The 21461-nt window shown below is 63.6% G+C and carries 17 protein-coding genes; 10 read left to right on the plus strand and 7 right to left on the minus strand.

Features of this window, described 5'->3' with window-relative positions:
- Window positions 1-826: dihydroxy-acid dehydratase (locus JWR51_RS16145; protein ID WP_299749659.1), on the minus strand; the 826-nt coding region annotated here is incomplete at its 3' end.
- Between the two features lie 263 nt (window positions 827-1089).
- Here JWR51_RS16145 and JWR51_RS16150 point away from each other — a divergent pair.
- On the plus strand, window positions 1090-2712 hold the full coding sequence (locus tag JWR51_RS16150; protein ID WP_299749662.1) for an EAL domain-containing protein: 1623 nt from the start codon (window positions 1090-1092) through the stop codon (window positions 2710-2712).
- Here JWR51_RS16150 and JWR51_RS16155 read toward each other — a convergent pair.
- Complete coding sequence (locus tag JWR51_RS16155) at window positions 2709-3488, minus strand: helix-turn-helix transcriptional regulator (protein WP_299749665.1); 780 nt, start codon at window positions 3486-3488, stop codon at window positions 2709-2711. The two genes, JWR51_RS16150 and JWR51_RS16155, sit on opposite strands and share 4 nt — an antisense overlap.
- 115 nt (window positions 3489-3603) lie before the next feature.
- Between JWR51_RS16155 and JWR51_RS16160 the strand changes: the two genes are divergently transcribed.
- Window positions 3604-3969, plus strand: coding sequence for a nuclear transport factor 2 family protein (locus tag JWR51_RS16160; RefSeq protein WP_299749668.1), 366 nt, complete (start codon window positions 3604-3606; stop codon window positions 3967-3969).
- A gap of 100 nt (window positions 3970-4069) precedes the next feature.
- On the opposite strand, the gene JWR51_RS16165 is transcribed toward JWR51_RS16160, so the two are convergent.
- Together JWR51_RS16165 and ubiG are read right to left on the minus strand one after the other, a co-directional pair.
- The gene (locus tag JWR51_RS16165) at window positions 4070-4516 is read right to left on the minus strand and encodes a hypothetical protein (RefSeq protein WP_299749671.1); all 447 of its coding nucleotides are present in this window, start codon (window positions 4514-4516) and stop codon (window positions 4070-4072) included.
- Window positions 4517-4542: 26 nt separating this feature from the next.
- Window positions 4543-5286 carry a bifunctional 2-polyprenyl-6-hydroxyphenol methylase/3-demethylubiquinol 3-O-methyltransferase UbiG gene (gene ubiG, locus JWR51_RS16170; protein ID WP_299749674.1) on the minus strand — a complete coding sequence of 248 codons (744 nt, stop codon included), beginning with the start codon at window positions 5284-5286 and terminating at the stop codon, window positions 4543-4545.
- 271 nt (window positions 5287-5557) lie between these two features.
- On the opposite strand from ubiG, the gene JWR51_RS16175 reads away from it, so the two are divergent.
- From JWR51_RS16175 to JWR51_RS16195, 5 genes are all read left to right on the plus strand, one after another.
- The gene (locus JWR51_RS16175; protein WP_299749677.1) at window positions 5558-6829 is read left to right on the plus strand and encodes an aspartate kinase; all 1272 of its coding nucleotides are present in this window, start codon (window positions 5558-5560) and stop codon (window positions 6827-6829) included.
- Between the two features lie 67 nt (window positions 6830-6896).
- The gene (ptsP, locus tag JWR51_RS16180; protein ID WP_299749680.1) at window positions 6897-9161 is read left to right on the plus strand and encodes a phosphoenolpyruvate--protein phosphotransferase; all 2265 of its coding nucleotides are present in this window, start codon (window positions 6897-6899) and stop codon (window positions 9159-9161) included.
- A 237-nt stretch (window positions 9162-9398) separates the two neighbouring features.
- Window positions 9399-10475: a peptide chain release factor 1 gene (prfA, locus tag JWR51_RS16185; protein ID WP_299749683.1), complete on the plus strand. Its 1077-nt coding sequence runs from the start codon at window positions 9399-9401 to the stop codon at window positions 10473-10475.
- A 23-nt stretch (window positions 10476-10498) separates the two neighbouring features.
- A complete protein-coding gene (locus tag JWR51_RS16190; protein WP_299749708.1) occupies window positions 10499-11470 on the plus strand; it encodes a peptide chain release factor N(5)-glutamine methyltransferase in 972 nt (323 codons plus the stop codon).
- Window positions 11471-11791: 321 nt separating this feature from the next.
- Window positions 11792-12556, plus strand: a complete 765-nt coding sequence (locus JWR51_RS16195) for a DUF4167 domain-containing protein (protein ID WP_299749686.1) — start codon at window positions 11792-11794, stop codon at window positions 12554-12556.
- 68 nt (window positions 12557-12624) lie between these two features.
- On the opposite strand, the gene JWR51_RS16200 is transcribed toward JWR51_RS16195, so the two are convergent.
- The gene (locus JWR51_RS16200) at window positions 12625-13002 is read right to left on the minus strand and encodes a VOC family protein (protein WP_299749689.1); all 378 of its coding nucleotides are present in this window, start codon (window positions 13000-13002) and stop codon (window positions 12625-12627) included.
- Window positions 13003-13299: 297 nt separating this feature from the next.
- Here JWR51_RS16200 and clpB point away from each other — a divergent pair, with 297 nt between their 5' ends.
- Complete coding sequence (clpB, locus tag JWR51_RS16205) at window positions 13300-15915, plus strand: ATP-dependent chaperone ClpB (protein ID WP_299749692.1); 2616 nt, start codon at window positions 13300-13302, stop codon at window positions 15913-15915.
- 43 nt (window positions 15916-15958) lie between these two features.
- Here the strand turns inward: clpB and JWR51_RS16210 are convergent, their stop codons facing one another.
- A complete protein-coding gene (locus tag JWR51_RS16210; protein WP_299749695.1) occupies window positions 15959-17011 on the minus strand; it encodes a serine hydrolase in 1053 nt (350 codons plus the stop codon).
- A 127-nt stretch (window positions 17012-17138) separates the two neighbouring features.
- Between JWR51_RS16210 and JWR51_RS16215 the strand changes: the two genes are divergently transcribed.
- Both JWR51_RS16215 and JWR51_RS16220 read left to right on the plus strand, forming a co-directional pair.
- Entirely contained in the window at window positions 17139-17477 is a 339-nt protein-coding gene (locus JWR51_RS16215; protein WP_299749698.1) for a VOC family protein, read from the plus strand.
- A 55-nt stretch (window positions 17478-17532) separates the two neighbouring features.
- Window positions 17533-19062: a DHA2 family efflux MFS transporter permease subunit gene (locus tag JWR51_RS16220; protein ID WP_299749701.1), complete on the plus strand. Its 1530-nt coding sequence runs from the start codon at window positions 17533-17535 to the stop codon at window positions 19060-19062.
- On the opposite strand, the gene JWR51_RS16225 is transcribed toward JWR51_RS16220, so the two are convergent.
- On the minus strand, window positions 19059-21026 hold the full coding sequence (locus JWR51_RS16225) for a M23 family metallopeptidase (RefSeq protein ID WP_299749705.1): 1968 nt from the start codon (window positions 21024-21026) through the stop codon (window positions 19059-19061). The two genes, JWR51_RS16220 and JWR51_RS16225, sit on opposite strands and share 4 nt — an antisense overlap.
- Window positions 21027-21461 lie beyond the last annotated feature (435 nt).

Genomic DNA, 21461 nt, shown 5'->3' on the forward strand with positions numbered 1-21461 from the left:
CCAGCGCCATCGCATTCTCGAACGCCGCCTTGGTCGCGATCGAACGCGGCAGGACCGAATAATCGTCCTGCTCGTAGTGGCGCCGGGCCACCTCGACGATCAGGCGGCCGGCTTTCAGGAACAGTTCCTTGCGGTCGGCGTGGGTGGCGAGGATGGTGCCGTTGCCCGGCAGGGACAGGCCCAGCGCTTCGGTCAGGCAGTTCATCGAATTGGCCGTGAACAAGCCGGAGCAGGAGCCGCAGGTCGGGCAGGCCGAGCGCTCGATCTCCGCCACGTCGGCATCGGAGACGCTGCTGTCGCCGGCCTTGATCATGGCGTCGACCAGGTCGAGCTTGATGATCTTGAGTTCGTTGCCGACCACCTTGACCACCTTGCCGGCTTCCATCGGGCCACCGGAGACGAACACCACGGGGATATTCAGGCGCATCGCCGCCATCAGCATGCCGGGCGTGATCTTGTCGCAATTGGAAATGCAGACCATGGCATCGGCGCAGTGGGCGTTGACCATGTATTCGACGCTGTCGGCGATCAGGTCGCGCGACGGAAGCGAATAGAGCATGCCGTCATGGCCCATGGCGATGCCGTCATCGACCGCGATAGTGTTGAATTCCTTGGCGACGCCGCCGGCCGCCTCGATCTCGCGGGCGACGAGCTGGCCGAGGTCCTTCAAATGAACGTGACCGGGCACGAACTGGGTGAAGGAGTTCACCACGGCGATGATCGGCTTGCCGAAATCGCCATCCTTCATGCCCGTCGCGCGCCACAGGCCGCGAGCGCCGGCCTGGTTGCGGCCATGGGTGGTGGTGCGGGAACGATAGGCTGGCATGGGACGTCCTCAGGATTTTTTAGGCCGCGTTGGGCGGTCGATGTTGCAAACAGGTTAGACCCATTCCAGAAACGGGGCAAGAAAAAAGCGTACCGTACCGTACGGTACGATTGCATGAGTGCTTCTGTTATGATTTTGGTTGAGCAGTCGTCAACCATTGACCCCGATAATGCCGGCCCGGGCGGACCTGAGGCGCACAAGCCGACGTTGCTGATGATGCGGCGAGGCGAACTGGCATGGGCGGCGATGGCATTGAGGCTGAGATGACCAGCGAGACAAGCGAATTGCGCGATGGCTGGGCGGCGAAATTCTGGAGATTTGTAGTGCGGCATCGGGTGAGCATTCAGGATTTGGGAATGCTGCTGGCGGTGTTGCTGGTGGGTGCCTTCATTGCCTTCGAGTCGGATCTTTTTCTCAACGAACAGGGCATTTCGGAAAAGCAGGCGGTTATCGAACTGGATGAGACGCTCCTGCTGGGCGGGATGCTGACGCTGGGCCTGTTGGTGTTCGGGGCGCGCCGTTATCTGGACCAGAAGCGCGAAATCAAGCGGCGGACCGCTGCCGAACAGCAGGCGCGGACGCTGGCCTATCAGGACCCCCTGACCGGGTTGGCCAATCGGCGGCAATTCGAGGAAGCGCTGAATGTCGCTATCGCGGCGACGCCGGCCGCGGGCAAGACGCATGCGGTGCTGATGCTCGACCTTAACGGGTTCAAGCAGGTCAACGACGTCTATGGCCATGGCGTGGGCGACGAAGTGCTGACCATTGTGGGGCAGCGCCTGTTGCGCGCCGCGCGGCAAGGCGATCTGGTGGCGCGGCTGGGTGGCGATGAATTCATTATCCTGGCGCAACATCTGATCGGCCCGGAAGCGGCCGGCAGTATCGCCCTGCGCATCATCCAGGCACTGGCCGAACCGGTGGTGACGGGCAGCCTAAGGCATGCCATTGGGGCGGGGATCGGCGTGGCGTTGATCCCCTCGGATGCGACCAGCAAGGCCGAGGCGATGCGCACCGCCGACGTGGCGCTGTATCGTGCCAAGGCCGAGCGGCGGTCGGCATTCCGGTTTTTCGAGCGCGACATGGACCGGCTGGTGCATGAGCGCGAGCAACTGGAGCGCGAATTGCGCGGGGCGCTGGCAGCCGACCAGATCGTGGCGCAGTTCCGCCCATCGCTGGGCCTGCGCAGCGGCAAGATCATCGGTTATGAGGCGATTCCGAGCTGGCAGGCCGTCGATGGCAGCGCCGTGGCGCCGGAGCGGTTCATGGCGGTTGCCGAGGACACCGGGCTGATCCACGAGGTGGCCCGGCGGGTGCTGGAGCGGGCGTGCCTCGCCGCCATGTCATGGCCGCAGCATGTGTCCCTGTCGGTCGATATCTTTCCGGGCCAGTTGCAGGACCCGCAACTATGGAAATCGATGCTGGCGACGCTCGAGGCAGTGGGCTTCGATCCGCGCCGGCTAACCATCGAGATCACCGAGGCGATGATCGTGCACGATCTGGAGGCCGCCAAACTGGCGCTGAGCCCGTTGCGTGACGCCGGGGTCAGCATCGCGCTGGACAATTTCGGCACCGGCTATTCGAGCCTTTATCACATGCAGGCGTTCAAGCTGGACAAGGTCAAGATCGACCGCAGTTTCCTCGAAAATATCGGTGACGCCGAGGCGGCCAAGGTGGTCAAAGCGCTGGCTGGGCTTGGCCGCGGCCTGGGGCTGAAGGTGAGCGCCGACAATCTCGGTGGCGTCGGCGGCGTGGCCATGCTGCTCGATTCAGGGATCGAGGAAGCGCAATCGTCGGGCCGGCTGATGAGCGCCGACGAGGCTCGGGTGTATTGGCTGGGGCAGGGGCCGGCGCCCGAGACGCACCCGGCAGGACGGCGGTCGGCCTAAGTCGACAGACCCTGCAAAGCCGCGGCGGTCGCGGCATCGGCGGGCAAAAAAGTTTCGATGGCGAGTTCGGAGAGGGTGACGTCCAGGGGCGTGCCGAAGACCATTGTGGTCGACAGGAACGACAGTATGCCGGCGGTGCTGCGCAGTTGCAGGGGGACGGCGATGGCGCCTGCGGGCTGTGCGGGCGTGGGCGTGCCGGCAGGATAGTGGCGGAGTTCCTCGTGCAGGTCAGCGAGAACCGGGTCGGCGGTATCGGTTATCTGCCGGGCGAGACGGTGCAGCAGGTGGGCTTTCCACTCGAACAGGTTGGCGATGCGGGGCGCGAGGCCCTGCGGATGCAGGCTCAGGCGCAGGACGTTGACGGGCGGTTCCAGCAGGAAGGGCGCGATGCCGTCGAGCAGCGGGGCTATGGCCGCGTTGGCGCGGATCAGTATCCAATGCCGATCGATGGCCAGGGCGGGGAACGGCTGTTGGGCGGCCAATAGCTTTTCAAGCAGGTCCAGCGTGGGCTTGAGCGCGGCGTCGTCGAGTGGGCGCTCGGGAAAGGTCGGGGCGAAACCGGCGGCCAGCAGCCAGGCGTTGCGCTCGCGCAGCGGGATATCGAGGGTTTCTGCGAGCTTGAGCAGCATTAATCGGCTGGGCCTGGCACGGCCGGTTTCGATGAAGCTCAAATGACGCGCGGAAATGTCGGCGTCGCTGGCCAGGTCGAGCTGGCTGAGCCGACGGCGGCGGCGCCAGTCATGCAGTTTTTCGCCGATGGAAGCTGTGTCTGTCATGGAAGCAAACTAGCAAAAACGCGCGCCAATTCCATTACCTCCAAGGTAATTGGTTTGCCTCGCCAGTAGTGAAAAATGGCAGCCGTTCGATAGTGAACCGAAACGGAGAATTGCCATGACCGACGCACTCACCATTGCCCAGACCTATATCGCCACTTGGAACGAAACCGATGCCACGCGCCGTGCGGCGCTGATTGGACGGGACTGGGCCCCCACCGCGAACTATATTGATCCGCTGATGGCAGCTGATGGGCCTGAGGCCCTCAACGGCATTATCGCGGCGGTGCAGGAGCGGTTCCCGGGCTTCGTTTTCTCGCTGCTCGGCAAGCCGGATGGTTTTGGCGACAATGTTCGCTTTTCCTGGGGGCTGGGTATTCCCGACGACGAGATCATCATCGAAGGCACGGATTTTGTGCGAGTCGAGAATGGGCTTATCACCGGGGTGACCGGGTTCCTGGATAAGGTGCCGGCGGCAGCTTGAACAATGGTGGCGGTGGGGCTTGACCGTCCCGCCGCCACACAAGGCCCCTCACCCGACGCTGCGCGTCGACCTCTCCCCGGAAGGGCGAGGTGAGAAAGGGCTAGTTGGTGATGCGGGTGATGAGCCAGTCGCCGCCGGTGCAGGTTTCGTCGTCGCAGACGAAGTTCATCCACATGGCGCCATCGGCAAAGCCGATGCCGTCGCTGGAGACGATCAGGCTGCCGTAGTCCTGGTCGCCGATGGCCTCGATCGTGGCGGGCAAGAGCAGGGCGTCCCAGTTGTCGGTGAAATCGCTCTCCTGGAAGATGTCGTAGAGTTCGCCATTGGCGGCGACCTGGAAAGGGTAGGAGCCGTAGGAGGCGACGGTATCGATATCGCCGTCGCGCATGGCCGCCGTGACGTCGTCGAAGGCGTCAGCGAATTGTGCGGAATTGCCGTGCACCTGCTCGATCTGGGCGGTCATGTCCTCGGGGGACATCTGGGCGAAAGCGGGGGCAGCAAGCATCGTCAGGGCCGTGGCGAGCGCGGCGAGGCGGGCAAAATGCATGGCGGTCCTCCGTTGTTGGCGGCAGTTTAGGCGGCGGCGGGGCGTTGCGCCATGACCATGTAGTTGATCGCCATGTCGCGTGATTTGCGCCAGTCGTCGGCCAGCGGGTGATAGACGACGCCGGTCTGGTCGGTGACTTTGAGTCCGTTGCGGGTGATCAGCGCCTTGATCTCGTCGGGGGTGAGGAACTTGTTCCAGTCGTGGGTGCCCTTGGGCAGCCAGCCCAGTACATATTCGGCGCCGATGACGGCGAAGGCGAGGGCGCGGGCGGTGCGGTTGAGCGTCGCGGTCAGCATCAGGCCGCCGGGGGCGACTAGGTCGGCGCAGCTCTTCATGTAGAGCGGCACGTTATCGACGTGCTCGACTACCTCCATGTTCAGCACCATGTCGTATTTTTGGCCTTGGGCGGCGAGGGCTTCGCTGGTGGTGGCCTGGTAGGTGACGTCGACGCCGGATTGCGCGGCGTGCAGGGTGGCGATCTTGATATTGCGTTCGGCGGCGTCGATGCCGGTGACGGTGGCGCCTAGGCGGGCGAGCGGCTCGCACAACAGGCCACCGCCGCAGCCGACATCGAGAATGGTCAGGCCTTCAAGCGGGCGCATGACGCTGCCGTCGAGGTGGAAATGGGTCAGGACGTGCTCGCGGATATAGGCGAGGCGGACGGGGTTGAACTTGTGGATCGGCTTGAACTTGCCCTTGGGATCCCACCACTCCTCGGCCATCGCGGTAAACTTGGCGACTTCGGCGTCATTGATGGTGGTGGCGGTCATGGGCGGGCTCCGGTTCGTGAGGCAACGCTGGTCGGTCATCCACTGTTGCTTCCCGCGGACTTGATCCGCGGGTCTCTCGCTATACGGTATGGGCGGAGAGTGGCCCGCGGATCAAGTCCGCGGGAAGCGATTGTGGGTGGCGTGAGACGCGATGACACCCCACGCACCGCCAAGGCAGGCACGTTGGATGTTGATCCCTCGCGCCCTTTGTGGCATGGCACGCTCCAACAAGAAGCGTACCGCCGGGTTCGGTGGAAGTCCGGGGAAAAGATTGGCCCGTATCGTCGTCAAATTCGGTGGCACGTCAGTGGCCACCGTCGAGCGCATCCGTCAGTCGGCGCGCCATGTCAAACGCGAGGTCGAGGCCGGCAATGAGGTCTGCGTCGTCGTCTCGGCCATGTCGGGCAAGACCAATGAGCTGGTCGGCTGGGTCAACGAGGCCAGCGCCTTCCACGATGCGCGCGAATATGATGCCGTGGTCGCCTCGGGCGAGCAGGTGACGGCCGGGCTGATGGCCATCGTTCTCTCCGAAATGGGCATCCAGTCGCGCTCGTTTGCCGGATGGCAGGTGCCGATCAAGACCGACGACGCGCATGGCGCGGCGCGGATCGTGGACATCGACGGCACCGAACTCGATAAGCGGATGAAGGATGGCTGGGTGCCGGTCATTACCGGGTTCCAGGGTATTTCGCCGCATAACCGGATCACGACGCTGGGCCGCGGTGGCTCGGACACGTCGGCAGTTGCGGTGGCGGCGGCAGTGAACGCGGATCGTTGTGATATCTACACCGATGTTGACGGTGTTTACACCACCGACCCGCGTATCGTGCCCAAGGCGCAGCGGCTGTCCAAGATTTCCTTTGAGGAAATGCTGGAAATGGCTTCACTCGGCGCCAAGGTGCTGATGATCCGCTCGGTGGAAATGGCGATGGCGCATAAGGTGCGGCTGTTAGTGCGCTCGAGCTTTGATGATCCGGACGCGCCGCAACTGGCGCCGGACGGAACCCCTGGCGTGCCTGGAACGCTTGTGTGTGATGAGGATGAGATCATGGAAAAGCAGATCGTTTCGGGCGTGACGCTCGCCAAGGCGGAAGCCAAGATCACCCTGCGCGACGTCAAGGACAATCCGGGCGTGGCGGCGGCAATCTTTGGTGCGCTGGCGGACGAAGGCATTATCGTGGACATGATCGTGCAGAACATCGCCGATGATGGCGCCACCACCGACATCACCTTCACGGTACCCGACAGCGAGTACGACAAGGCGATCAAGACGCTGCAGGCGGCCGGCACGGACAAGCGCATTGAATATGCGCGGATTTCCGGCAGCAAAGGTGGCGCAAAAATCTCGGTCGTGGGCGTGGGCATGCGCAGTCACGCAGGCGTCGCATCGTCCATGTTCAAGGCCCTGGCCGACAAGGGCATCAATATCCAGCTGATCACCACTTCGGAAATCAAGACCTCGGTTCTGATCGACGAGCAATATGCCGAGCTTGCGGTTCGCGCGCTCCATACGTATTACGGTCTGGATAGAAAAGACGCGTAGACTCGGCTGGGGAACCGCTCAGCCGCGCCCGCGCGAGGGGGGCGGCTCTCGGTCGCCAAATGAGCATATGGCCACAAGCATAGGCGGCCCGCGCGTGCTGTTGCGGCAATTGCGCGAGACAATGGCGGAGCCGCTGGGAAGCCAAGCCCGTCTCGACAAGATCGTGCGCCTGATCGCCGACAATATGCGGGCCGATGTCTGCTCGTTCTATGTGCTGCGCGACGATGGCGCGCTCGAGCTGTTCGCCACCAAGGGTCTCAAGGCCGAATCGGTCCATATGACGACGCTGCGGCTGGGCGAGGGCCTGGTCGGCATCATCGCGGCGGAAGCCGAACCGCTGAGCCTCGATGATGCACCCAGCCATCCCGCTTTTGCCTATCGGCCGGAGACGGGGGAAGACCCCTATTCGGCATTTCTGGGCGTGCCGGTGCTGCGCGCAGGGCAGACGCTGGGCGTGCTGGTGGTGCAAAATACCGAGCGGCGCCATTATGGCGAAGACGAGATGGAAGCGATGCTGACTACGGCCACAATCCTGGCCGAGATGATCGCCACCTCGGACTTCGACAATCTGATCAAGCCGGGCTCCGATATCGACCTGAGGCGTCCGCGCATGTTTACCGGCGTCAGTTTTACCGATGGCATAGCGCTGGGCACCGTGGTGCTGCACGATCCGCGCGTGGTGGTGACCAATTTCATCGCCGAGGATACCGAGCAGGAAAAGACCCGGTTGGATACGGCGCTGGAGCGGATGCGGGTGTCGATCGACGCCATGCTCGACCATGGCGACATGCAGCCGAGTTCGGATCATCGCGATATTCTCGAGACCTATCGCATGTTCGCCAATGATCGCGGCTGGGTTCACCGGCTGACCGAGGCGATCGAGAACGGGCTGTCGGCGGAAGCGGCGGTCGAGCGGGTGCAAAATGATACCCGTGCGCGGATGATGCGCCAGACCGATCCCTATATTCGTGACCGGCTGCATGACCTGGACGATCTGGCCAACCGGCTGCTGCGGGTTCTGACGGGGGATCATCAGGGCATCGGGCGCAACCTGCCGGACAATGCAATCCTGGTGGCGCGCAATATCGGGCCGGCGGAACTGCTCGAATATGATCGCACCAAGTTGCGCGGCATCGTGCTGGAAGAGGGGGGGGCGACGGCGCATGTGGCCATCGTGGCGCGTTCGCTGGGCATGGTGGCCGTGGGCCGGGCGCAGTCGATCGTTTCGATGTGCGAGAGCGGCGACGACATCATCATCGATGGGCCGGCGGGCGTGGTGCATCTGCGGCCAACGCCCGATATCGAGCAGGCCTATATCGACAAGGTCAAGGTTTCGGCCAAGCGCCGGGCGCACTACGCGGCGCTCAAGGATATTCCCTCGATCACCAAGGACGGGATCGAGATCACGCTGCTGCACAATTCGGGGCTGGTGGCGGATCTACCCATGCTCGACGATACGGGCGCCGCGGGCGTGGGGCTGTTCCGCACCGAATTGCAGTTCATGATCGCCAGCAAACTGCCGCGGCTGGGCGAGCAGATGGACCTTTATGCCGAGGCCATGGCCATCGCCAAGGACCGGCCGGTGGTGTTCCGGCTGCTCGATATCGGCGGCGACAAGGTGTTGCCGTATCTGCGCGCCGACAATGAAGAGAACCCCGCCATGGGGTTCCGCTCGATCCGGCTGGGGCTGGATCGGCCGGGACTACTGCGGACGCAAATCCGCGCGCTGCTGATGGCGGCGAATGGGCGGCCGCTGAAAATCCTCGTGCCGATGGTGACCGAGACTTTCGAGTTCCGCCAGACGCGGATGGTGGTCAACAAGGAAGTCGAGCGGCTGCGGCGCGCCGGCAAGGCGGTGCCGAGCAAGCTGGAACTGGGGGTGATGGTGGAAGTGCCGTCGCTGCTGTTCGAGCTCGATCAATTGCTGCCGGAGGCCGACTTCGTCTCGATCGGGTCGAACGATCTGGTGCAGTTTTTGACGGCATCGGACCGGGCCAATCCGCGGGTGGCCAAGAATTACGATCCGATCGGGCTGCCGCGGTTGCGGGCGATCCGCCATGTGGTGGATGCGGCGCGGAAGTATAATGTTCCGATCACCATGTGTGGGGAACTCGCCGGCAAGCCGGTGGATGCGCTGGCGCTGATGGCGGTGGGAATGACGCGGTTGTCGATGGGCCCGGCCTCGATCGGGCCGATCAAGGAGCTGGTGTTGAATTTGGATTTGATCCCGATCCGGCAATCGGTGGCGGCGGCGCTCAGCGATGGGGCGAGCGGGGTGCCGATACGGGCATTGCTGCAGGAATGGATCGAGAAGCAGGGGCTGCCGATTTAGGTCACAGCCTCAGCCGCATCCACGATGCGGCTCCTCCCCCGTGACGGGGGAGGATGGGTGGGGGTGTTCGGAGCCACGAGGTCTCTTGAAGCCACCGGGCTCTCATCCCCCACCCTTGATCCCTCCCCGCGAAGGGGGAGGGAGTCGACTGCAAAGCCGGCGCTCAGAAAGTCGCTTACCCTTGAGTTCCGTGCCCGTGCGCCTTAAACGCACCGGAGTACGAGAGAGAATTATCGCATGGCACAACTTCCCCAGGACAAGCTCGACGCGCTTGAGACCCGTTTCCAATATGTGGAAGCGGCGCTGTCGGGTGGGGCAGGGCCGGATGAGTTCGTCAAGTTCTCCAAGGAACATGCCGAGCTGGCACCGATCGTCGGGGAAATCCGGGGTTACAACAAGGCGCTGAGCGATCGCAGCCAGGCCGAGGCGCTGCTCAAGGGTGGCGACAAGGAAATGGCCGAGATGGCCGAGGCCGAAATCGAGGAGCTCGACGAGAAGATCGAGCAGCTCTACCAGGCGATCCGCGTGTTGCTGCTGCCCAAGGACGAGGCGGACGAGAAGTCGATCATCCTTGAAATCCGTGGCGGCACCGGCGGCGACGAGGCGGCTTTGTTCGCGGGCGACCTGTTCCGCATGTATGAGCGCTATGCCGCCAACCATGGCTGGAAGGTTTCCATCATGGAAGAAAGCGCCGGCGAAATGGGCGGGTTCAAGGAAATCATCGCCAATGTGAGCGGCAAGGGCGTTTATGCGCGGATGAAGTTCGAGAGCGGCGTGCATCGGGTGCAGCGCGTGCCGGCGACGGAAGGCTCAGGGCGGATTCATACGTCGGCGGCGACGGTGGCGGTGCTGCCCGAGGTCGAGGATATCGACATCGAAATCCGCAATGAGGATATCCGCATCGACACCATGCGGGCTTCGGGCGCGGGCGGGCAGCACGTCAATACGACCGACTCGGCGGTGCGTATTACCCATATGCCATCGGGGATCGTGGTGACCTCGGCGATGAAGAGCCAGCACCAGAACCGCGCGCAGGCCATGCTGGTGTTGCGGGCGCGGCTTTATGAAATGCAGCGCGAGGAACGCGACAGCGCTCGTTCGGCCGAGCGTAAGGGCCAAGTGGGATCGGGCGACCGGTCCGAGCGCATCCGGACCTACAATTTCCCCCAAGGCCGAGTGACCGACCACCGGATCAACCTGACGCTTTACAAGCTCGACAAGGTTATCACCGGCGAAGCGCTGGATGAGTTGATCGAGGCGCTGATTACCGAGCACCAGGCCGAACAATTGGCTGATCTGGAAAACGCAAACTGAGCCAGAGCATCACCATCGGGGCGCTGTGGCGGCAGTGGCGCGATGTGCTGGTGCGGCTGGGATTTGACAGCGCGGCGCTGGACGCCAAGCGGCTGACGGCGTTTGCGCTGGGGCTGAGCGATCTCGAGATTGCGACGCGCGAGGGCGAGCCGGTCGATGAGACCGGGGCGCAGCGCGTGGCGGAGCTGTTGCAGCGGCGGCTGACCGGGGAATCGGTGGCGCGCATTGTTGGCGAGCGGGAATTCTACGGGCTGGCGTTTGGATTGAATGCCGCAACGCTGGAGCCTCGGCCCGAGACCGAGATGCTGGTGGACCTGGGGATTGCGGCGCTGCCGGCCGGGGGCAGGCTGCTCGATCTGGGGACGGGGACGGGGGCGATTGCAATTGCCGTCCTGGTCAACCGGCCCGACGTGACGGCGGTGGCGACAGATTTGAGCGTAGAGGCGCTGGAGGCGGCTGGGCGAAATGCGGCAAGGCATGGAGTTGCCGAGCGCCTGGAGTTTTTACAGGGGTCGTGGTTCGAACCGCTGACCACCTCTCGCTTCGGGGGAGAGGTCGACCCGCAGGCTCGGGTGAGGGGGCCTTTACTGGGTGAGGTGCCTGTGAAAGGCCCCCTCACCCGGCCTACGGCCGACCTCTCCCCCAAAGGGAGAGGTGAAGAAAGGTTCGACCTCATCGTCTCCAATCCGCCCTACATCACCTCGGCCGTCGTCGAAACCCTGGCCCCCGAGGTGCGCGATTTCGATCCGCGCCTGGCGCTGGATGCCGGGCCGGATGGGTTGACGCCATATCGGATTATCGCGGCGGAAGCTGCCCGATATCTCACACCGGGCGGGCGGGTGTTGGTGGAAATCGGCTATGATCAGGGGGCGGCAGTAACGGCGCTGTTCGTCGCGGCGGGCTTTGGCGATGTGGCGGTGCATCGCGACCTGGCGGGGCTTGATCGTGTGATCAGCGCGCACCATATTGAAGGTACAACGCGCACAGCCCAGTGAACTGGAGCATTTTATGCTTGGAATGGCGGCGCGAACCATATAGCTTCACATTTGCTGTCAACGGCGCATCATGGGCGCCACGGTGATAGTCACCCGTTCATCTTAAAAGCTGCAAAGCGCAGCGCGGTCCCGGAAGTCCGGCCCACGCTGATGATGTCGGAACAAGTGGCATTGCCGCGCGACAGTTTACGGTCTTCATGAAGCCAGACTTTGCCAGATGATGGAGCCAGGGGCTCCGCCTGGCCTTTGGCCGACCTCGGCACGATGCCGGTCCGCCAGATGTGTGACGCTTAACTTTTTTGAGTTAGACAAAGCGACCAGATGAGACCCAACAGCCAAAATAACAACAATAACAGCAACAAGAACCGCTCGCGCGGCCGTAACGGTGGACGCAAGCACGTCAATCCGTTGTCGCGCAGCTTCGAGAGCAATGGCCCCGATGTGAAGGTGCGTGGTAACGCCCCCCATATCGCGGAGAAATACATGCAGCTCGCCCGCGACGCGCAGTCGAGCGGCGATTCGGTGATGGCGGAGAACTATCTCCAGCATGCCGAGCATTATTTCCGCATCGTTTCGGCGGCCCAGCCCAATGCGAGCCGTGAAGACGGCGACGATTTCGATGACGATATGCCCGAAATCAATTCGCGCTTCTCTTCGCCGCAGCCTGCCAGCCAGCAGAACGATAGCGACGAGGGCGGCGAGCAGCCCTATCAGCAGCAACAGCCGCAGCAGCAGAACAATGGGCAGGAGCGCCAGGATCGTGGCGACCGGCAGGAGCGTCAGCCGCGTCCCGATCGGCCATCGGCCGAAGAGCGCGCCAAGGCCCAGCAATTGGCCCGCGAACAAGCCGCAGCGGCGGCAGCCGAGGCCGCAGCCGCGCAGGCTGCAGCGCCGGTAGCCGAAGCCGCACCGGTGGAAGCCGCCGAAGGCGAAGTCGAGGGTGAGCCGCGCAAGGTGCGCGAGCGTCGTCCGCGCCGCCGCCGTCCGGCGGGCGGAGACGCGGGCGATCCGGCTAATGAGCCGCAGCCCGATGTCGGCGAATTGCCGGCATTCATCACCGCTGGCGGAACGACCGCCGCGGAGTGATCCGGGGATACAAGATTTGAAGAGGCCGGGCAGGGATGTCCGGCCTTTTTTCATGTCAATGGCACGGGCTACTGCTGCGCCGGCTCAAACAGTTCAATCGGATTGCCGCTCGGATCATCAATCAGAATTTGCGATCCACCGTTGCCGCGGATAATGTCGCTGCGGAATAGATGACCTTCGGATTTCAGCCTGGCGACTGTGGTCGCAAGGTCTGCCGTTTCGATCTGGATGCGGTTCCATCCCCCGGGCGCCGGCGAGGAGCCATCGGTCACGGATTGGCCGGCCCCACCCGCACCGGGCCGATTCAGCAGCAGGCGCAGGTCGCCCTTGGAAAGTGCTGCAAAGCCGGGAGAGCGGTTCATCTCCACTGTAAATCCCAATGCGCGTTCATAAAAGAGTATTGCCGCATCCACGTCGGCGACGATGTAGCGAACCGTGACGGCCATGGCGTGCTCCTCGTTCGGGCTTGCCGCCGATACTATAATCGCCGTCCAACGGTAGGGCCAATCACAAGGGTGGCCGGCATAAAGAGCAGGCATTGTGCCCCTTTTTCTTTCCGATCCTCTCCCTATATCTTGCTCGTAATGGAGCAGCGCCGATACTGAAGCTGGTCGCGTGGTCGAACCGCAAAAGTGCCCAACTTTTGCTGACCGCGCTCCGGTCCGGGCGTTTCATCGAACGACGCTTCCGCCGTTGTGTTGGTGCCTTCGGGGCCGGGCAGCGGGTGAGACCAGGAGAGTTGAATGAACATTGAAAAATATACCGAGCGGGCGCGCGGCTTTATCCAGAGTGCGCAGACCGCCGCACTGGGCAAGGGGCACCAGCAATTTACGCCCCTGCATCTGCTGAAGGTTCTGCTCGATGACGAGCAGGGCATGGCTAATGGGCTGATTGAGCGCGCCGGGGGCAATCCCAAGACGGCGCGGGCCGGGGTCGAGGCAGCGCTGAACAAATTGCCAAGCGTATCGGGCGACGGCTCGCAGCTTTATCTGAGCCGCGAACTGGCGCGGGTATTCGACACCGCCGAAAGCGCCGCGCAGAAGGCCGGCGACTCGTTCGTCACTGTCGAGCGCCTGCTGCTGGCGCTGGTGATCGAAAAGGACACCGATGCCGGAAAGATTCTGAGTTCGGCCGGGGTGACGCCGGCGGGGCTGAACACGGCGATCGAGGAAATCCGCAAGGGCCGGACGGCAGACAGCGCATCGGCGGAAAACAGCTACGACGCGCTCAAGAAATATTCGCGCGACCTGACCCAAGCCGTGCGCGAAGGCCGGCTCGATCCTGTGATCGGGCGTGACGAAGAAATTCGCCGCACCATCCAGGTGTTGAGCCGCCGCACGAAGAACAACCCGGTATTGATCGGCGAGCCCGGCGTGGGCAAGACGGCGATTGCCGAGGGTCTGGCCATTCGCATCGTCAATGGCGACGTGCCGGAGAGCCTCAAGAACAAGTCCCTGCTGTCGCTCGACATGGGCGCGCTGATCGCCGGCGCGAAATATCGCGGCGAGTTCGAGGAGCGGCTGAAGGCCGTGCTCAACGAGGTCACGTCGTCGGATGGGCAGATCATTCTATTCATCGACGAGATGCACACGCTGGTGGGCGCCGGGAAATCGGAAGGGGCGATGGATGCATCGAACCTGTTGAAACCCGCTTTGGCGCGCGGCGAGCTGCATTGCGTCGGTGCGACCACGCTGGACGAGTATCGCAAGCATGTGGAGAAGGACGCGGCCCTGGCCCGTCGCTTCCAGCCGGTGTTTGTCGATGAACCCAGTGTCGAAGACACGATCTCGATCCTGCGCGGGCTCAAGGAAAAGTATGAGCTGCATCACGGCATCCGCATTTCGGATTCGGCGCTGGTGGCGGCGGCGACGCTGTCCAATCGCTACATCACCGATCGCTTCCTGCCCGACAAGGCCATCGACCTGATGGACGAGGCAGGGGCGCGGCTGCGCATGGCGGTGGATAGCAAGCCCGAGGCGCTGGACGAACTCGATCGGCGCATCATGCAGCTCAAGATCGAGCGCGAGGCTTTGCGCAAGGAAACCGACGACGCGTCCAAGACGCGGTTGGACCGGCTGGAGAGCGAACTGGGCGGGCTCGAAGAGCAGGCGCAGTCGCTGTCGACCAAGTGGCATGCCGAAAAGGACCGGCTGCAGGGCAGCCAGAAGCTCAAGGAAGCGCTGGATGCTGCGCGCAGCCAGCTCGAAATCGCGCAGCGGACGGGTGACCTGGCCAAGGCCGGGGAGCTGGCCTATGGCGTCATCCCCGGGCTGGAAAAGCAGATCAAGGGGGCCGAGGACGCCAATGGCGACGGCGTCATCGATCCGCTGATGGCCGAGGAAGTGGTGACGCCCAGCCATATTGCGCAGGTCGTGAGCCGCTGGACCGGCATTCCGGTCGACCGGATGCTGGAAGGCGAGCGCGAAAAGCTACTCAAGATGGAAGACGCGTTGGGTGCCCGCGTGATCGGGCAGGCGGAAGCCGTGGCCGCGGTTGCGAAAGCCGTGCGGCGGGCGCGGGCGGGCTTGCAGGACCCCAACCGGCCGATCGGCTCGTTCATGTTCCTGGGACCAACCGGCGTGGGCAAGACTGAGCTGACCAAGGCTTTGGCGCAGTTCCTGTTCGACGACGAGACCGCGATGGTGCGCATCGACATGAGCGAATTCATGGAGAAGCACTCGGTGGCCCGCCTGATCGGGGCGCCTCCGGGCTATGTGGGCTATGACGAAGGCGGGGTTTTGACCGAAGCCGTGCGGCGGCGGCCATATCAGGTGATCCTGTTCGACGAGATCGAAAAGGCGCATCCGGACGTGTTCAACGTGCTGTTGCAGGTGCTCGATGAAGGCCGGCTCACCGACGGGCAGGGCCGGACGGTGGATTTCCGCAATACCGTGATCATCCTGACCTCGAACCTGGGCGCCGAATATCTCGTCGAACTCAAGGACGGGGACTCGGTGGAGCTGGTGCGCGGCAAGGTGCTGGATATGGTCAAGACCGCGTTCCGCCCCGAATTCCTCAACCGGCTCGACGAAATCCTGCTGTTCCACCGGCTGGGCCGCGAGCATATGGGCGCGATCGTCGATATCCAGTTCAAGCGGCTGGAGAGCTTGCTCAAGGATCGCGATATCAAGCTTACGCTGACGCCGCGGGCGCGCGATTGGCTGGCCAATGAGGGCTACGATCCTGCCTATGGGGCGCGGCCCTTGAAGCGAGTGATCCAGCGCTCCGTGCAGGACGGCCTGGCCGACGAGATCCTGAGCGGCCGCATCGCCGATGGCGATCAGGTGCTGATCGATGCGGGCGAAGACGGGCTGGTGCTGCTGCCCGGCATGGCGCCGGCAAGCGACGCTGCTGCATAAAGCAAACAAAAAGGCCGGGTGAAAGCCCGGCCTTTTTGGTATTTCAGCCCACGAAATTGGGCAGAATCAGCTCGCGCCAAATCCATTCGGGGCCCAGTTCGCCGCCCGGCGTATCATAAAGCCCGGCCAGGATGACGCAGGCGACGCCGGCTTCCGGCAATACAAACAGGCGCTGGCCGCCATTGCCGTAGCCGGCAGCGCTTGGCGTGCCTTCCGGGAAGGCCGGCGGCGTCGCGCGGCCTAGATACCAGAGATAGCCATAGGCCTGGCCCCAGACCGTATCTGTGCGGCGGGTCCAGCTTTGTTCGAGCCAGGACGATGGCACGATCTGGCGCCCCTCGTACCGGCCGCCATCGGCCAGCATGGAGCCGATGCGCAGCAGGTCGAGAGCACCCAGACGCAGGCCGGCGGCGGCCGAATAGACGCCGTCGCTGCCGGCGAACCACTCGCTCTGGTCGATGCCGAGCGGCAGGAACAGAGCATCGCGGGCGAAATCGTGCAGCCTTTGGCCGGAGCCGCGCTCGATCAGCGCGCCGATCAAGGCGACTGCGCCGCCGGAATAAATCCAGCGCTCGCCGGGCGCTGCGACGATATCGCGGTCGAGGGTGAAGCGGTAACGATCCGCCGCCATCTCCATGGCGATTTCGGAATTGCGCGGGTCGGTGTAAGGCAGCGACTCGTCCCATTCGAGCCCAAGCGTCATCGACAGAGCATGGGCGGTCGTGAGGCGGCGTCTGGCCGGATCGGCTGCGAGATCGGGATATTCGGGGAAAGCATCGACCAGCGGCGCATCAAGAGCGGGGACAAGACCGCGCTCGAGGGCGATGCCGTAGAGCAGGCCGACGACGCTCTTGGTCACCGAACGCAGGTCGTGAAGCGTTGTGCCGGTAAAGGTGATACGGCCGATGGAATCATAGCCGATCTGCTGGTCCTCGCCGGCAAAATAGCGATCGAGCAGCAGCTTGCCATGTCGGGCGAGAACAATGGCGTGGACGGGCGGAAGCTGCCCGGCAGTGACCAGCTCCTCGAGCTTCCGGGTGAGGTCGGGCGCGAAGCCTTCGTTCTGCGGAGCGGTACGATTCCAAGGCACGGTCACGGCGTTCTCCTTTGTCCTGATCCAAGCAAAGCGACATTTGGCAAAATGTGGAAGAGCGAATCGCTTCCGGGTCGGCTTGCCAAGTAATGGATCCTAGTTTAGAACAAATGAAGAACATAGGTGCGAAATGGCTGACAAGATCGACTATATCGAGTTTCCCAGCGGCAACCGGGCGCATAGCAGCGCCTTTTTCCAGGCGGCGTTCGGTTGGGGTGTGACCAGCTATGGGCCCGATTACGATGGCCTCAATGGCGCGGGCGTCGATGGCGGCGTGGATCAGTCCGCGGAAAAGGTCGCGGCCACGATGGCGGTGATCCGGACCGATGATCTCGATAGTGCGGAGCGGCGCGTGATCGCGGCCGGAGGGGTGATCACGCGGGCCCAGTTCGATTTCCCCGGCGGGCGGCGGTTTCATTTCCGCGAGCCGGGCGGGAACGAACTGGCGGTGTACGTGGCGCGGGAATAGGCTGGCGGCGGCATCGGCGGCGGCCGATGATCGCTTGTCTACACGAGGACCCACCATGACCGACGCCACCGTGCCCCTTTCAGATGATACCGCCATGGCCACGACGCCCGCGGAGCGGCGGTTCGTGCTGATCGCGGCGATCCTGGCGTCGAGCATGGGGTTCATCGATGGTTCGGTGATCTCGATTGCCATTCCGGCGATCCGGGCGGACTTGGGCGCGACGCTGGCGGATGCGCAGTGGATTTCCAATGGCTATTTGCTGTTCCTGTCGTCGCTGATCCTGCTTGGCGGGGCCGCCGGTGATCGGTTCGGGCTGCGCAAGATGTTCGGGCTAGGCATTGTGGTGTTCGTGCTGGCATCGCTGGTGGTGGCGCTGTCGCCGACGCCGCTGGTGCTGGTGGTTGCTCGCGCGGTGCAGGGCGCCGGGGCGGCCTTCATGGTACCGGGGAGTTTGGCGATCATCGCCAAGGCCTATCCGCGCGATGAGCGTGGCAAGGCCATCGGCATCTGGGCGGCCGCCTCGTCGCTGACCTCGATTGGGGGGCCGATCATTGGCGGCTTCGTGCTGACCTGGTTTGGGCAGGCGAGCTGGCGGCTGATCTTTGCCATCAACCTGCCGCTGGGTGCGGCGGCACTGGCGCTGCTGTGGTTTAGGGTGCGGGCGGACCGGCCCGAAGCGGGACGGCGGCTCGATGTGGTGGGTGCGGTGCTGGCGACGCTGGCGCTGATGCTGATCGCCTTCGGCCTGACGGGAAGCGGCAGCGAAAGCACGCCCCCGCTGAGCCATATCGCGCTTTATGCCGGGGGTGGCATTGTGGTGGCGGTGCTGTTCCTGCTCTGGGAGGCGCGGACCAGGACCCCGATGCTGCCGTTGCGGCTGTTCACCATCAAGGCATTTTCGGGCGCCAATGCGCTGACCTTCGCGCTCTATTTCGCGCTGGGCGGCACGATGTTTTTCCTGCCGATGACGCTGATTGCCGGCTGGGGCGTGTCGCCGGCCGAAGTGGCGCTGGCGCTGTTGCCGCTGGGGATCCTGTTGACCATATTGTCCTCGTTCAGTGGCATGATGGCGGATCGGTTCGGGCCGGCGCCGTTGATTGCGGTGGGCTCGATCTTGGTGGCAGTCGCATTCGCCTTGCTGGGCCTGACGGCCCCGCTACACAATGTGTGGTTTGCCGTCATGCCCTGCATCGTGCTGCTCGGCCTGGGCATGGGACTGGTGGTGTCGCCGCTGTCGACGGCGGTGATGACTTCGGTCAACGACAGCGATACGGGCGTGGCGTCGGGCGTCAACAATGCGGTGGCGCGCGTCGCGGGCCTCGTGGCGGTGGCGCTGCTCGGCGTGGTGGTGGCCTCGGTGTTCGAAAAGGCGCTGGGGAGTGCGGCGGAACTGCCGATCTTTTTCGGCATGGCGGCCCCGGGGTTGAGCCCGAGCGAAGAAACTGCCCGGCTGACTGCAACCGATGCGGCTTTTGCCAGCGTCGCCTACGTGACCGCGCTACTCAGCCTGGTCTCGGCGGCGATCGCCTGGTGGACGCTGGAGCGCAGACCGGTGAAGCGTGCGGGAAATCCCGCCACCTCCTAATTCGCCGTGGCGACGTTCACCTTGGCGGGGTCGCGCGTCATCAGTTCGTTGATCTGGGCGATCACCTGGTGGAACTGGTTCTGGTACTGGGGCGGCATGGTGTTTTCGCGCGGGAGCTTGACGCTGAGCGGATCGACCAGGTTGCCGTTGATCTTCATCTCGAAATGCAAGTGCGGGCCGGTGGCGTAGCCGGTCGAGCCCACATAGCCGATCAACTGCCCCTGGCGCACGCGCGTGCCGACATCGATGCCGGGCTCATACCGGCTCATATGGGCGTAGGCGGTTTCAAAGCCGTTGACGTGCTTGATTTCGATCTTGTTGCCATAACCCGATTGCCAGCCATGGAATTCCACTGTGCCGTCGCCTGCGGCGTAAATCGGTGTGCCCGTCTTGGCGGCGAGATCGACGCCGGTATGCAGCTTGCGGGTATGGAAGATCGGGTGGATGCGATAGCCGAAGCGCGAGCGAAGCGTGCCGCCGCCCTGCAGCGGGCGCCGGTTGAGGAAGCGTTTGCCGGTTTCGCCCTCGGGATCGTAATAATCGACTGTGCCCTCGGCGGTGGCGAAGCGATAAAGCTGACGCGTGGTTTGTCCCAGGGTGATGCCGACATAAAGCAGTTCGGTCTTGCCATCGGCATTGGCGGGCGTTTCGAGCACTTCGATGCTGTCGCCGGCCACGACCTTCTTGGTCATGTCGATGTCATAGGCGAACATGCCGATGATGCGCTCGATGGTGGCATCGTCCAGGTCGTGCTTGCGACCGGTCTCCCAGATCGAGCGGTAAATGGTGGGCAGGTTGGCGACGTTGATTTCCTCGGTGTCCTCATCGGGGAAGGTGATCGCCGGCGGCTCGAGGCCCAGCACATATTGGCCATTGTCGGTCAGGGCGACGGTGGCCTTGTGCTTGTCGGTATTGGTGGCGTCGTCATGCATATAGACGCTGAGACGATAGGGAATGAGGCTGTCGGAACTGCGCGAAGGGCCGAACAGGATGCGCAGCCGCGTGCTCGCCGGCAGATTGGTGGTGGGCAGCACATTGTGCAGATTGGTCTCGATGGCCGTGATCATCGGCGCGGTAAAGCCGTTCTTGGTCAAGACCTCGTTGATCGGCGTGGGTTCGCGAATGGTCAGGATGCGCTCGGCACGACCAAGGCCCGCCTGCTCGGCGTCGACGGTGCGGGGCACCACGGTGACATTTTCGGCGACGCCGCCCAGCGTATCACCGCCGACGACACCGAGATCGCGAATGGTCGGACCCAAGGCCGCATAGGCGAGGGTTGGAGTATCAAAACCGGATTCCGAATAGGCGCTTTCCACCGTGTCGCGCACGAAGGCGGCGGCGGACTGATCGGAAATCACCTTGGCCGGCACGAAGGTCATCGGCATGGCGGCCAGCCGGACGGCGACTTCGCCCTCGACCTCGGCGCCATAGATATCGGTATTGACCTCGGGGACGGCGGTGTTGGTTTCTGGCGCCGTGGCGGTGAGAATGGCGACCGGGTCATAGGCCGGCGCATCTTCGGACAGCGACGTGGCCGCGGTGGCCAGCGTCGCCCGGATGCGCACGAACGGCTGATTGCGGATCATGTCGCGCCCGTCGACGGTTTCGCGAATGGACGCCTCGATGACTTCGAGGTCGGAGCGGGTGGCGGCGACCGGACGGGAGCGCGAGGATTTGGCCGACAGATCGGTGGGGGCCTGAATTTCGGCCTTGGGCCGGGCGAGCTGCAAAGCCTCATAGGCAGTGGAGAAGGTATCCTGGCCCTGGAACGACACGTAAAGCGCGGCGCCCATCAGCAGTACGGAGGTGAGCCCGGTCATGACGGTGCCGGTGAGCCAGGCAAAGCTCAGCTCGCGGCCATGGGGAATTTCGCCATCGGTGGACTGCACGGTGAGGGCGGGACAGTCTTCGTATCCCGTGGCCTTTAGGCGTGCCGCGTGCCGATTTCGTTGCGCTGCGTTCAACGCCCAATCCTTAGAACTGTCACGGTCGTTCCCCCGAAGGCCGGTCTGACGCCGGTCTGCACATAGGTAGTTCGCGCGTATCCGCAGGAGTCTTATACGCGCAGTGCGGTGATCTGCAAGAAATGCGGCGATATTAGGCCCCAGGCTCGTTTGATGAGGACCGGACGGGGAGCGAGAGGCGGCCAATGCGGGGCAAAGGGTTGAACGGTCTACAAAACAAAACCGCGTCGGAGCCATCGGCGCTGTAAGGCCCGCAACCAATGGGCTCTCATGAGAGTTATCCACACGGGCGAATCTGCGTTTTTCCGAAAAAGTCAGTTTTGTCATTTTCCGGGCTTTACAGGTCAAACACCTGCCCCTATAACCCGGCTCATCGCTGGAGACGCGGTGCTGGCGACGGCGCTGACGACCGGCAAGCTTCTGAAGTTGCTGAGC

It is taken from the genome of Devosia sp. (assembly GCF_028290625.1).
GTDB lineage: Bacteria > Pseudomonadota > Alphaproteobacteria > Rhizobiales > Devosiaceae > Devosia.

Bases quoted from the DNA above. Each gene is read 5' to 3' on its own strand.
- ubiG (WP_299749674.1), bottom strand. From the start codon at position 5,286: ATGACCGCCACCACCATCAATGACGCCGAAGTCGCCAAGTTTACCGCG.
- clpB (WP_299749692.1), top strand. From the start codon at position 13,300: ATGAACATTGAAAAATATACCGAGCGGGCGCGCGGCTTTATCCAGAGT.
- ptsP (WP_299749680.1), top strand. From the start codon at position 6,897: ATGGCCACAAGCATAGGCGGCCCGCGCGTGCTGTTGCGGCAATTGCGC.
- JWR51_RS16215 (WP_299749698.1), top strand. From the start codon at position 17,139: ATGGCTGACAAGATCGACTATATCGAGTTTCCCAGCGGCAACCGGGCG.
- JWR51_RS16200 (WP_299749689.1), bottom strand. From the start codon at position 13,002: ATGGCCGTCACGGTTCGCTACATCGTCGCCGACGTGGATGCGGCAATA.
- JWR51_RS16165 (WP_299749671.1), bottom strand. From the start codon at position 4,516: ATGCATTTTGCCCGCCTCGCCGCGCTCGCCACGGCCCTGACGATGCTT.
- JWR51_RS16155 (WP_299749665.1), bottom strand. From the start codon at position 3,488: ATGACAGACACAGCTTCCATCGGCGAAAAACTGCATGACTGGCGCCGC.
- JWR51_RS16160 (WP_299749668.1), top strand. From the start codon at position 3,604: ATGACCGACGCACTCACCATTGCCCAGACCTATATCGCCACTTGGAAC.
- JWR51_RS16195 (WP_299749686.1), top strand. From the start codon at position 11,792: ATGAGACCCAACAGCCAAAATAACAACAATAACAGCAACAAGAACCGC.
- JWR51_RS16150 (WP_299749662.1), top strand. From the start codon at position 1,090: ATGACCAGCGAGACAAGCGAATTGCGCGATGGCTGGGCGGCGAAATTC.
- prfA (WP_299749683.1), top strand. From the start codon at position 9,399: ATGGCACAACTTCCCCAGGACAAGCTCGACGCGCTTGAGACCCGTTTC.
- JWR51_RS16220 (WP_299749701.1), top strand. From the start codon at position 17,533: ATGACCGACGCCACCGTGCCCCTTTCAGATGATACCGCCATGGCCACG.